This is a genomic window from Amycolatopsis sp. NPDC114504, from assembly GCF_055633595.1.
In genome coordinates this window covers 1,336,312-1,348,853 of record NZ_JBVKDU010000004.1, presented here as the reverse complement: position 1 = coordinate 1,348,853, position 12,542 = coordinate 1,336,312, and the positions used below count along the sequence as shown (strand labels likewise).

The following is a 12,542-nucleotide window of genomic DNA, read 5'->3' as shown; positions in this document are numbered from 1 at the left end:
GGCGCGAGTGCGCCGCCACTGCCAGCGTGGAGCCATGCGATCCGGTCTGGCACTGCTCGCGCTCATCCTCTTCACGACGTTCCTCCCCGGGGTGGCGCACGCGGCGCCCCGGGCGAGTGAACCGGTCTACGACTACACGAAGGCGATCCGCGAGACCGTCTGGGTCGACATCGGCCACGACGGCGACGGCGACGGCAAGCCCGACCGCGTCGCCGCCGACATCGTCCGCCCGAGTGAGGCGACGTCACCCGTTCCGGTGATCATGGACGCCAGCCCGTACTACTCGTGCTGCGGGCGCGGCAACGAGAGCGAGCTCAAGTCCTACGACAGCGCCGGGAAACCGGTGAAGTTCCCGCTGTTCTACGACAACTACTTCGTGCCGCGCGGGTACGCCGTGGTGCTCGTCGACCTGGCCGGGACGAACCGCTCGGCCGGCTGCGCGGACGTCGGCGGCACCTCGGACGTCGACTCGGCGCGCAAGGTCGTCGACTGGCTGAACGGGCGCGTGACGGGGTACAGCGCGAAGACCGGCGGCAGCGCGGTGACCGCGGGCTGGAGCACCGGGAACGTCGGGATGATCGGCAAGTCCTACGACGGCACGATCGCCAACGGCGTCGCCGCGACCGGTGTCGCCGGCCTGAAGACGATCGTGCCGATCTCGGCGATCAGCTCCTGGTACGACTACTACCGCTCCGACGGCGCGACCTTCGGCTTCAACCCGGCGGGGCTCGCGCAGACCGTCGAGGCCCGCAACAGCGGCCAGAACTGCTCGGCGCAGAACCAGGTCCTGACGCAGGGTGCCACGGCCAACGGCGACTACGGGCCGCTGTGGGCGGACCGCGACTACGTCACCCATGCGGGCAACGTGCGGGCGAGCGTGCTGCTCTCCCACGGCGTCAACGACTTGAACGTCAAGACGATCCACTTCGGACAGTGGTGGAGCGGGCTGAACGTCGAGAAGAAGATCTGGCTGTCGCAGACCGGGCACGTCGACCCGTTCGACTACCGGCGCGACGGCTGGGTCGACCTGCTGCACCGGTGGTTCGACCACTACCTGCTGGGCGTCGACAACGGCGTCCAGAACGGGCCGCAGGCGAGCGTCGAGCGGCAGCCGGACCAGTGGGTCGACCAGAGCGCCTACCCGGCGGCGAACGCGGTGCCGACGACGTTGCGGCCGCACCCGGGCGGCTCGCTCGGGACCGCGACGGCGCCGGGGACGGCGTCGTTCACGGACAACCCGAACCTCGGCGAGGACACCTGGGTGACGAGCCCGGGCAGCGCGGCGCTGACCTACTCGACCGGGACGCTGGCGTCGGACCTGCAGGTTTCGGGGACGACGTCGGTGACCGTGACGGCGACCCCGAGCACGGCGTCGGCCCGGCTCTCGGCGCTGCTGGTGGACCTCGGCCCGGCGACGATCCGCAACTTCGCCGGCAGCGGTGAGGGGATCAAGACGGGGACGACGGAGAACTGCTGGGGCTCGTCCACCACGGGCGACGACGCTTGCTACAAGATCGCCACGGCGGACGTGAAGAAGGTGAACTACACGATCCTGAGCCGCGGCTGGGCGGACCTGGCGAACTACGCTTCGCTTTCGCAGGAACGAGTCCTGACGCCGGGGACGGCGTACACGATGACGTTCCGGCTGGCGTCGACCGACCACATCGTGCCGAAGGGCCACGCGCTGGCGCTGATCATCGGCGGCACGGACGGCAGCTTCATCCGCGGGCCGGCCCAGCCGGGCCGGGTGACGCTGGACCTGGGGCGCACGTCGGCGTCGGTCCCGCTGGTGGGCATCCCGCCGAAGGTGACGACCCACCCGGCCGCGGGCGGCGGCGAGTTCGTGCCGTCCCGGGGCCGGGCGGACCTGCGCTAGTCGTACTCGCGGGAGAGGACGTCGACGCGGCCGGTGGCGGGGTCGGCCCGGACGGTGTCCAGGCCCATCCCGGCCAGCTCGGTGATCGTGGCCGCGTGCGTCGTCGTGTTGAGCGCGAGCATGCCCACCTGGGGGCGGTCCGCGCCCCCACCGAGCATGGCCTCCATCAGCTGCCCCGCCGACTCCGACGGCAGCTCTTCGTCGACGGCCATGTGCACCATCAGGTGCTCCACCCCGGTGTCGAGCCACCGCGCCTGCGAGACCCACACCGTGTGGACGGCCGGGAACTCCCGGATCCGCTGCACCGCGGCGTCCCGCATCGCGACTGCCGCGGGGTGCTGCGACCAGCTGAGCTTCATCGGCTGACCTTCGCCTCGCACGCCACGCTCGGCCAGCGTCCGCTTCAGCAGCGGCGCCGGCACCCGCGCCCAGCCGCCGGGGGAGAACACCACGATGTCCGCCACCCCGGTCTGCTCGGCGATGTCGAGCAGCCGCAGCACGTCGCAGTGCACGGCGCCCCCGGCCGAAGGCAGATGTTGTGCGCAAAACTCTTCGCTGACGTAGCCCGGCAGCGCGGGGCTGCCGTCCTCGGCCTTGATGAACACGACGTTGCCGTCCGCGGTGACCGGGACGTACGCGCCGTGGTCGGCCAAGGCGGCGAGCACTTCGTGCCCTTCGCGTTCGGGACGGTCGAGGACGGCGGCCAGGGCGGTGGTGACGGTCATCGCGTCAGTTCGCCTCGGCCGGTGCGGTCTTCGACGCCGTTTTCCGTTGGAGCGCACGGGCGATCGGCTCCACCACGCGGGCCGCCGTCGGGCCGAGGATCGCCATCAGCAGCACGTACGCCGTCGCCAGCGCGGCCAGTTCGCCGTCGACCGCGCCGGCCGTCACCGCCAGGCCCGCGATGACGATCGAGAACTCGCCCCGGGCCACCAGCGCCGCTCCGGCGCGGGCGCGGCCCATCTTCCCGATGCCCTGCCGGCGCGCCGCCCACCAGCCGGTGCCGACCTTCGTCAGCGTCGTCACCACCGCCAGCACGACCGCCCAGCCGAGCACCGGCGGGATCGACGCCGGGTTCGTGTTGAGCCCGAACACCACGAAGAACACCGCCGCGAACAGGTCTCGCAGGGGCTCGAGCAGGTGCGTCGCGTTCTCCGCCGTCGAGCCCGAGATCGCGATGCCGAGCAGGAACGCGCCGACCGCGGCCGACACCTGCATCGCGGACGCGATCCCCGCCACCAGCAGCGCCGCGCCGAGGACCTTGAGCAGGAACACCTCGCGGTCCGGGCTGTCGACCGCGGCCGAGACGTACCGGCCGAACTTCAGCGCGATCACCAGCACCACGGTGATCACCATGAGCGAGATCCCGACGGCCTCCAGGCCGCCGAGGAAGCTGACGCCGCCCAGCACCGCCGTGAGGATCGGCAGGTAAAGCGCCATCACGAGGTCCTCGAACACGAGGATCGACAGCACCACCGGCGTCTCGCGGTTGCCGAGCCGGCCGAGGTCGCCGAGGACCTTCGCGACGATCCCGGACGACGAGATGTACGTGACGCCCGCCATCACCATCGCGCCGACCGGGCCCCAGCCCAGCAGTAGCGCGACCGCCGCGCCGGGGGCGGCGTTGAGGACGATGTCGAGCAGGCCCGCCGTCCACGAGCGGCGCAGCCCGGTGAACAGCTCGGCCGCGGAGTATTCGAGGCCCAGCAGCAGGAGCAGCAGCACGACGCCGATCTCGCTGGCCAGGTGTGTGAAGCCGCCGATGTCGGTCAGCGGGATCAGCCCGCCGGAGCCGAAGCAGAGGCCGCCGAGCAGGTAGAGCGGGATGGGGGAGAGGCCGATCTTGCCGGCCAGGCGCCCGAGCGCGCCCAGCACGAAGAAGACCGCCCCCAGTTCGATCAGGGACAGCGCGGTGTGGTCCATCGAGCGCTCAGCCGTACTTCAGGATCTTGGCGGCGGCTTCGAGGCCCTCGCTCGTGCCGACCGCGACCAGCAGGTCGCCGCCGGTGAGGGTGAAGTCGGGCGTGGGCGAGGGGTGCACCTGGCCCGCCCGCGCCACCGCGACCACCGAGACGCCCGTGCGCGTGCGCATGGCCGTGTCGCCGAGCGTCCGGCCGTCGAACGGGCCGGACGGCTTGATCGGCAGCTGCCGGGTGCTGATCCCCGGGAGGTCCCGGTGCTCCTCGGTGAGCTGGGCGACCAGCTGCGGCGCGCCGAGCAGGTTGGCCAGCGTGCCCGCCTCGTCCGCGGTCAGCGGGATCGAGGCGGCGCAGGCGTCGGCGTCGTCCGCCTTGGACACGATGAGCTCGGTGTGGCCGTCCCGCTGGGTCACGACGCCGATGCGGCGGCCCGTACGGGTGCTGAAGTCCTTGCGGACCCCGATGCCGGGCAGGGGAGTTACTTCGACGTTCACCCAACCACCGTAACCCACGTGTCCGATTCGCGACGTTCAGCCGAGCAGCAGCAGGGCCGCCGCGACGACCATGACGAGGGCGGTGACGCCGTGGACGCTGTACGCGATGACCTTCTTCCCGCGGTGGCGCAGGACGATCAGCATGTCGAAGAGGGGCCAGACGGCCGCGACGAGGATGACCCAGCCCAGCGCGTGCGGGTCGCCGTAGATCATCAGGGTCAGCGGGACCAGGCCGGCCCCGATGTCGCGGCCGCCCTTGACGTTGAGGAACGCCTCGGCGTTTTCGGGGACTTCGGTGAAGCCGAAGCCCGGTGCGATCTTCGCCGGTGCGAAGAGGTAGTTGAGCCCGACGTAGATGATCCCCAGCGAGACGATCGCGACGAGGACGTAGCCGGCGATGAGCATGGTGTTCCCTCCGGTTTCTAGCGTTGCTAGCGATACTAGCAACGCTAACCTAGCGGCGCTAGTTTGTCTAGCAGTGCTAGTATCAGTGGCATGACCCAGCGACAACGGCGTGTGCGCGACCGGACCGAGCGCGGGCAGCGGATCGTCTCCGCGGCCAGGGAGCTGGCCGAGGCGGAGGGCTGGGACGCCGTCACGACCCGGCGGCTCGCCGCGCTGATCGAGTACAGCCAGCCCGTGCTGTACAGCCATTTCCCGGGCGGCAAGGACGCGATCATGGCGGCGGCCGCGCTGGAGGGCTTCGCCGAGCTGGCCTCGGTGCTGGCCGTCGCCCGCGACGGCGGTATCGCGGGGGTCGCGCGGGCGTACGTCGAGTTCGCCGACGTCAAGCCCGCGCTCTACGACGCGATGTTCACGCTGGCCTCGGAGCTGCCGTTCGCCCAGGACGACACGCCCGCGGTGATGCAGGAGGCGTTCGCCGGGCTGTTCGCCGTGGTCGAGCCCGTGGCGGGGGACGAGGAGGCCGGGATCCTCACCGAGGTCTTCTGGGGCGCGCTGCACGGCTTGATCACCCTGGATCGCGGGCACCGCCTGTCCGCGGAAAACCGTGACGAGCGCCTCGCCTTGGTCGTCGGCCGCTTCCGCGCGCGGGCCGACTGATCTCCTCCGCACCCCGACCGGCAGAATGGACACCAAAGCCGAACGAGACGAGAACGCGAGGAGAGTGCCGGTGACGGGAGCCCTACGTGGTGTGGTCGCGCTGGACGGCCCGTCGGGGACCGGGAAGACCACCGTCGCGCGCAAGCTCGCCCAGCGCCTCGGCGCCGGCTACCTCGACACCGGTGCGATGTACCGGATGGTCACCCTCGCCGTGCTGCGGGCCGGCGTCGACCCGGCCGACGCGCCCGCCGTCGCCGCGCTGGCCGACAAGACCGACTTCGGCATCGGCACCAGCCCGGACCGGCTCGAGATCCGGCTGGCCGGCGAGGACGTCGCCGCCGACATCCGCGGTCCCGAGGTCACCAAGGCCGTCTCGCCCGTCTCGGCCGTGCCGCACGTCCGCGAGCTGCTGGTCGCCCGGCAGCGGCAGATCATCGACGGCGTGGTCGAGCACCGCGGCGGCATCGTCGTCGAAGGCCGGGACATCGGCACCGTCGTCGCGCCGGACTCGCCGCTGAAGGTCTACCTGACCGCTTCGGCCGACGTCCGCGCGTCCCGGCGCAGCACCCAGGACTCCGCGGCCGGCCGGAAGTCGTCGGTCTCCGACGCGCTGGCGAGCGTCGAGCGCCGCGACCACCTCGACTCGACCCGCGCGACCTCACCGCTGCGCGCGGCCGACGACGCCGTGCACGTCGACACCTCGGAACTGTCGATCGACCAGGTGATCGTCGCCCTCAGCGAACTGGCCAGCCACCGCGGGCTGCTGGCGGGGTGCAACGCCGAGGTCGCTCGATGAAAGCTGACGGACTGCCGGAAGGCTCCGTCGGCTGGCTCCACGAAGCCGGGCGAGTCTTCGGCCGGTACCATCTGCGTTCGGCCTTCCGCATCCGCGTGCACGGCCGCGAGCGGATGCCCGCCACCGGACCGGTGGTGGTGATCGCCAACCACAGTTCGATGATCGAGCCGCAGCTGATCTTCGGAATGCTGCCGCGGCGTTCGGCGTTCCTGGTCAAGGCCGAGCTGTTCGACCTGCTGGGCGGACTCGCCGGGAAGTTCCTGGTGGCCATCGGGCAGATCCCGGTCAAGCGCGGCGAGATCGACCGCAAGCCGCTGATGACCGCGGTCGGCGTGCTCAAGGGCGGCGGCGTCGTCGGGATCTTCCCCGAAGGCACCCGCGGTGCCGGGGACGTCGGCGCGGCCGAACGCGGCGCGGCCTGGCTGGTCCGGGCCTCCGGCGCGACCGTGCTCCCGGTCGCGACACGGGGCACGCTAAAGCCGGCGAACGGCAGGCGGCGCTGGCGGCCACGCGTGGACATCCTCGTGGGGGAGCCGTTCACGCCGAAGGTCGGACCCGGGAAGACCGGGCTCGACCAGGGCACCGAAGAGCTCCGCGGCGAGCTCGCGGCGCTCGTCAAGACTTTGGACGATTGGCGTACCGAAAACGGATTCGTTACGCCATAAGGGAAATTGGGTTCTGATGGAAGAGTACGACGGCGTCGGCGAAGTCGACGGCACCTGGTCCGACGAGACCGAGTTCGCCCGGATCGACGCGCAGATCGACGCGGCGGAAGCGGCCGAGGAGGCGGCGCTCGCGCAGCCGGTGCTCGCCGTGGTCGGCCGGCCGAACGTGGGCAAGTCCACGCTGGTCAACCGCATCATCGGCCGCCGCGAAGCCGTCGTGCAGGACGTGCCGGGCGTGACCCGCGACCGCGTCGCCTACGACGCCTACTGGGGCGGGCGCAAGTTCACCCTGGTCGACACGGGCGGCTGGGAGCCGGACGCGACCGGGCTGCAGGCCTCCGTCGCCGCGCAGGCCGAGCTGGCCATGCAGACGGCCGACGCGGTCCTGCTGGTGATCGACGCCTCGGTCGGCGCCACGGCCACCGACGAAGCCGCCTCCAAGGTGCTGCGCCGCTCGAAGAAGCCGGTGCTGCTCGTGGCGAACAAGGTCGACGACGACCGGCTGCTCGCGGACACCGCGTCGCTGTGGTCGCTCGGCCTCGGTGAGCCGCACCCGGTCAGCGCGCTGCACGGCCGCAGCTCCGGCGACCTGCTCGACGCCATCCTCAAGACCCTGCCCGAGGCGCCGCGCGAGGGCGTCGCCCCGACGTCGGGCCCGCGGCGCGTCGCGCTGGTCGGGAAGCCGAACGTCGGCAAGTCGAGCCTGCTGAACAAGCTGTCCGGCGAGCAGCGCTCGGTCGTCGACTCGGTCGCGGGCACCACCGTCGACCCGGTCGACTCGCTGGTCGAGCTGGACGGCGAGACCTGGCGGTTCGTCGACACGGCGGGCCTGCGCAAGCGCGTCAACTTCGCCGCGGGCGCCGAGTACTACGCGTCGCTGCGCACCAAGACCGCGATCGACGCGGCCGAGGTCGCGGTCGTGCTGCTGGACGCCGGCGAGCCCATCTCGGAGCAGGACCTGCGGGTGCTGACCATGGTCGTCGAGGCCGGGCGCGCCTGCGTGCTCGTGTTCAACAAGTGGGACCTGGTCGACGAGGACCGCCGGCACGCGATGGTCCGCGAGCTGGAGCGCGGCCTGGTCCGCGTGCCGTGGGCGGAGATGGTCAACGTCTCGGCGCTGACCGGCCGTTCGGTGCGCAAGATCGCCCCGGCGCTGCGGACGGCGCTCGCGTCGTGGGACAAGCGGGTACCGACCGGTCAGCTCAACGCCTGGCTGTCCGACCTGATCGCGGCCACCCCGCCGCCGGTCCGCGGCGGCAAGCAGCCGAAGGTGCTGTTCGCGACGCAGGCCGGCATCCGGCCGCCGACGCTGGTGCTGTTCACCACCGGTTTCCTCGAGGCGGGCTACCGCCGGTTCATCGAGCGCAAGTTCCGCGAGCAGTTCGGCTTCGAAGGCAGCCCCGTTCGGGTGAATGTGCGCATCCGCGAAAAGAACGCGAAACCGAAGGTCGGCGGAAAAGCGGCCAGGCCCGCCAAATCCCGGTGACTTTTTGACGTCCCAGCCTGACGCCCGGGCCGGCGTGCTCCGCCAATTGCGACGTGGATCACGCTGGTCAGGGCGGCTTTTCGTGAGGTCCGACACTCCGTCGTGACCTTGGAGATATCTTTCCTTCACCTGCGGGTATGGTGAAGGGTCGTTGCGGGCGCCTCATTCAGGAGTGCAAGCCCGGTGAGGCTCGCGGAAGGTGAGTGATGGGCTTGCGCGCCCATAGTTCGTCCCGGCACGTCTTCGACACGGTCGAGGTGCGCGTCCGATGACCGTCACGATCGAACCCGCCGAATCGGTCCCGGAGATCGACGCGGAGATCACCGCGCCGCTCCCGTGCGTCGCCGAGGTGACGCACGCGCCGTCGGCCACGCCGGTCGCCGACCGGGCCCTGTTCTGGTCCGGGCTCGGCGCCAGCGAGCGCACCCTGCTCGACATCCTGGCCGCCACGGCCGAGCGCCACCCCAACGCCGCCGCGATCGACGACGGCACCACCACCCTGACCTACCGCCGGCTCCTCGAAGAGATCGACGTCTACGGCCGCCGGCTGCGCGGCTACGGCGTCGGCCTCGGCGACCGCGTCGGCATCCGGATCTCCTCCGGCACCGCCGAGCTGTACGTCGCGATCCTCGCCACCCTGTCCGTCGGCGCCGCCTACGTGCCGGTCGACGCGGACGACCCGGACGAGCGCGCCGAGCTGGTCTTCGAAGAGGCCCAGGTGGCCGCCGTCGCCACCGACGGCAAGATCAACGTCCACTCCACGCCGGGCGGGCGGGCCGGTGTCCCCGGCCCCGCCGACGACGCGTGGATCATCTTCACCTCCGGCTCCACCGGCAAGCCCAAGGGCGTCGCCGTGAGCCACGCGAGTGCCGCCGCCTTCGTCGACGCCGAAGCCGAGCTGTTCCTCACCGACGAGCCGGTCGGCCCGGGCGACCGCGTCCTGGCCGGGCTGAGCGTCGCCTTCGACGCCTCCTGCGAAGAGATATGGCTGGCCTGGCGCCACGGCGCCTGCCTGGTGCCGGCGCCCCGCGCGCTGGTCCGCACCGGCGTCGACCTCGGCCCGTGGCTGGTCGCGCAGCGGATCACCGTCGTCTCGACCGTGCCGACGCTGGCCGCGCTGTGGCCCGCCGACGCGCTCGAAGACGTCCGCCTGCTCATCTTCGGCGGCGAAGCCTGCCCGCCGGAGCTGGCCGAGCGCGTCGCCGTCGAAGGCCGCGAAGTCTGGAACACCTACGGTCCGACCGAGGCCACCGTCGTCGCCTGCGCCGCGCAGCTGACCGGCGAGGGCCCGGTGCGGATCGGCCTGCCGCTGTCCGGCTGGCAGCTCGCCGTCGTCAACGACGAGGGGCAGCCGGTCGCCATGGGCGAGACCGGCGAGCTCGTCATCGGCGGCGCTGGCCTGGCCCGCTACCTCGACGCCGAGAAGGACGCCGAGAAGTTCGCGGCGCTGCCGTCGCTGGGCTGGCAGCGTGCCTACCGCTCGGGCGACATGGTCCGCGCCGAAGCCGAGGGCCTGCTGTTCCTCGGCCGGCTCGACGAGCAGGTCAAGCTCGGCGGCCGCCGCATCGAGCTGGGCGAGGTCGACGCCGCGCTGCAGGCCCTGCCGGGCGTGCAGGGCGCGGCCGCCGCGATCCGCCGCACCAAGGCAGGCAACCAGGTCCTGGTCGGGTACGTCGTGCCCGCCGCCGGAGTGCCCTTCGACCACGAGCAGTCCGCGACCCGGCTGCGCGAGCACCTGCCCGCCGCGCTGGTGCCGCTGTTGGCCGTCGTCGAGGACCTGCCGACCCGCACGTCCGGCAAGGTCGACCGCAACGCGCTGCCGTGGCCGCTGTCCACTGTGGACGCCACCGGGCTGTCGCCGACCGAGACGTGGCTCGCCGAAGGCTGGGCCGAGATCCTCGGCGTGTCGGTCGACGACCCGAAGGCCGACTTCTTCACCCACGGCGGCGGCAGCCTCACCGCCGCGCAGGTCGTCGCGCGCATCCGCACCCGCCACCCGCAGGTGTCGGTCGCCGACATCTACGCCCACCCCCGGCTCGGCGCGCTGGCCGCGATGCTGGACGCGCTCAGCGGCCAGGCCACCGAACGCCGCGACATCGCCCCGACCCCGCGCCGCGCCGGCGTGATCCAGACGCTGCTGACGGTCCCGCTGATGGGGCTCGTCGGGCTCCGCTGGGCGACGCTGGCCGCCGCGCTGTCGAACATCATGGCGCTGCTCGGGTTCGCCTGGGCGCCGACGCTGAACTGGGCGTGGGTCGCCCTGGCCTGGGTCGCGCTGTTCAGCCCGGCGGGCCGCATCGCGATCGCGGCCGGCGGTGCCCGCGTGCTGCTGTCCGGCGTGCGCCCCGGTACCTACCCGCGCGGTGGCAGTGTCCACTTGCGACTGTGGACGGCCGAGAAGCTCGCGGAGTTCAGCGGCGCGGACAGCGTCGCCGGCGCGTCCTGGATGACGACGTACGCCAAGGCGCTCGGCGCGCGGATCGGCAAGGACGTCGACCTGCACTCGCCGCCGCCGGTCACCGGCTTCCTGAAGCTGGGCCGCGGTGCCGCGATCGAGCCCGAGGTCGACCTGACCGGCCACTGGGTCGACGGCGACCGGGTGCACATCGGCAAGGTCCACGTCGGTGCGGAGGCCCGCGTCGGTGCGCGCAGCACGCTGTTCCCCGGCGTCCGGATCGGCAAGGGCGCGGAGATCGCGGCCGGGTCGACCGTCCGCGGCGCCGTCCCGGCCGGGCAGCGCTGGGCCGGTTCGCCGGCGGCGCGCGTGGCCAAGGACGAGCGCGACGCGCTGAAGTGGCCGTCGAGCCGGCCGCCGCGGTCGCACTTCTGGGCCACCGTCTACGGCGCGACCTCGCTGCTGCTCGGGTTCCTGCCCGGCATCGCCGCGCTGGCCGGCGTCGCCGTGCTCGGCTACGCGATCACCGGCGCGCCGACGCTGCCGGCCGCCTTCACCCGCGCGATGATCTTCGTGCCGGTCGCGACGGCCGCGTACTTCCTGGCGTACATGCTGCTCGTGCTCGTCGGCGTCCGGTCGCTGAGCATCGGCATGGTCGAGGGCTACCACCCGGTGCACGGCCGCGTCGCGTGGCAGGTCTGGGCCACCGAACGCCTGATGAGCATGGCCCGCGAAGGCCTGTTCCCGTTGTACGCCAGCCTGTTCACGCCGGTCTGGCTGCGGCTGCTCGGCGCGAAGGTGGGCCGCAACGTCGAGGCGTCGACCGTCCTGGCGCTGCCGAAGATGACCAAGGTCGACAGCGGCGCGTTCCTGGCCGACGACACCATGGTCGCCACCTACGAGCTCGGCCACGGATGGCTGCACGTCGCCCCGGCCCGGATCGGCAAGCAGGCGTTCCTCGGCAACTCGGGGATGACCGCGCCCGGCCGTTCGGTGCCGAAGCGCGGACTCGTGGGGGTGCTGTCCTCGACGCCGCTGAAGGCGAAGAAGGGCTCGTCGTACCTCGGGATGCCGCCGCTGCCGGTGCGCCGCGCGATCGGCGACGCCGACACGAGCCGCACCTACACCCCGGCGCTGCACCTCAAGGCGGCACGGGCGCTGGTCGAACTGTGCCGGATCATCCCGGTCATGTGCGGGGTCGCGCTGACCGTCTCGGTCGCCTTCGGGCTGCTGTGGGCGGCGACGGCGTTCGGCTTCGCGGTGGCCGCGCTGCTGGCCGGGCCCGCCCTGCTGGCCGCCGGCGTCGTCGCGGCGCTGACCGCGACCGTGATGAAGTGGCTGCTCGTCGGGAAGTTCCGCGAGATCGACCACCCGCTGTGGAGCTCCTTCGTCTGGCGCAACGAGCTGGCCGACACCTTCGTCGAGGCCCTCGCGGTGCCGTGGCTGATCGGCTCGATCGGCGGCACCCCGCTGCTGAGCGCGTGGCTGCGCACGATGGGCGTCAAGATCGGCCGCGGCGTGTGGCTCGAGACGTACTGGCTGCCCGAGGCCGACCTCGTCGAGCTCGGCGACGGCGCGACCATCAACCGCGGCTGCGTCGTGCAGACGCACCTGTTCCACGACCGGATCATGAGCATGTCGCGGGTGGTGCTGGGCGAAGGTGCGACGCTCGGCCCGCACGGCATCGTGCTGCCGGGCGCCGGTATCGGCGCGCGCACCACGGTCGGCCCGGGGTCGCTGGTGACCCGCGGCGACGAGGTGCCGGCCGACACCCGCTGGCTCGGCAACCCGATCTCCGCGTGGACGGGTAAGTAGAAGGTCACGAAGTACCCGCCTGGCTCGCCGGACT

Annotated in this window: 10 protein-coding genes; 6 read left to right on the top strand and 4 right to left on the bottom strand. The window is 72.1% G+C overall.

All coding sequences use genetic code 11. The features are described 5' to 3' along the window. Window positions 1-34 precede the first annotated feature (34 nt). Entirely contained in the window at window positions 35-1,876 is a 1,842-nt protein-coding gene (locus tag ACZ7PG_RS35995) for a Xaa-Pro dipeptidyl-peptidase (protein ID WP_470243621.1), read from the top strand. Here the strand turns inward: ACZ7PG_RS35995 and ACZ7PG_RS35990 are convergent. Genes ACZ7PG_RS35990 through ACZ7PG_RS35975 form a run of 4 tightly spaced genes read right to left on the bottom strand, consistent with a single transcriptional unit; the run spans window position 1,873 to window position 4,694 of the window. Further along, window positions 1,873-2,601, bottom strand: coding sequence for a hypothetical protein (locus ACZ7PG_RS35990; protein ID WP_470243620.1), 729 nt, complete (start codon window positions 2,599-2,601; stop codon window positions 1,873-1,875). The genes ACZ7PG_RS35995 and ACZ7PG_RS35990 overlap by 4 nt on opposite strands. 4 nt (window positions 2,602-2,605) lie before the next feature. Beyond that, window positions 2,606-3,799 carry a cation:proton antiporter gene (locus tag ACZ7PG_RS35985; RefSeq protein ID WP_470243619.1) on the bottom strand — a complete coding sequence of 398 codons (1,194 nt, stop codon included), beginning with the start codon at window positions 3,797-3,799 and terminating at the stop codon, window positions 2,606-2,608. A gap of 7 nt (window positions 3,800-3,806) precedes the next feature. Next, on the bottom strand, window positions 3,807-4,289 hold the full coding sequence (locus tag ACZ7PG_RS35980; protein ID WP_364464715.1) for a cation:proton antiporter regulatory subunit: 483 nt from the start codon (window positions 4,287-4,289) through the stop codon (window positions 3,807-3,809). 36 nt (window positions 4,290-4,325) lie between these two features. Next, on the bottom strand, window positions 4,326-4,694 hold the full coding sequence (locus tag ACZ7PG_RS35975; protein ID WP_470243618.1) for a DUF4267 domain-containing protein: 369 nt from the start codon (window positions 4,692-4,694) through the stop codon (window positions 4,326-4,328). Window positions 4,695-4,784: 90 nt separating this feature from the next. Between ACZ7PG_RS35975 and ACZ7PG_RS35970 the strand changes: the two genes are divergently transcribed. From ACZ7PG_RS35970 to ACZ7PG_RS35950, 5 genes are all read left to right on the top strand, one after another. Next, window positions 4,785-5,351, top strand: a complete 567-nt coding sequence (locus tag ACZ7PG_RS35970; RefSeq protein WP_470243617.1) for a TetR/AcrR family transcriptional regulator — start codon at window positions 4,785-4,787, stop codon at window positions 5,349-5,351. Window positions 5,352-5,442: 91 nt separating this feature from the next. Next, entirely contained in the window at window positions 5,443-6,147 is a 705-nt protein-coding gene (gene cmk, locus ACZ7PG_RS35965; RefSeq protein ID WP_470243667.1) for a (d)CMP kinase, read from the top strand. Next, entirely contained in the window at window positions 6,144-6,812 is a 669-nt protein-coding gene (locus tag ACZ7PG_RS35960) for a lysophospholipid acyltransferase family protein (protein WP_470243616.1), read from the top strand. The genes cmk and ACZ7PG_RS35960 overlap by 4 nt, the downstream gene beginning before the upstream one ends. A gap of 16 nt (window positions 6,813-6,828) precedes the next feature. Then, window positions 6,829-8,298, top strand: a complete 1,470-nt coding sequence (der, locus tag ACZ7PG_RS35955) for a ribosome biogenesis GTPase Der (protein WP_470243615.1) — start codon at window positions 6,829-6,831, stop codon at window positions 8,296-8,298. 268 nt (window positions 8,299-8,566) lie between these two features. Next, window positions 8,567-12,508, top strand: coding sequence for a Pls/PosA family non-ribosomal peptide synthetase (locus ACZ7PG_RS35950; protein ID WP_470243614.1), 3,942 nt, complete (start codon window positions 8,567-8,569; stop codon window positions 12,506-12,508). Window positions 12,509-12,542 lie beyond the last annotated feature (34 nt).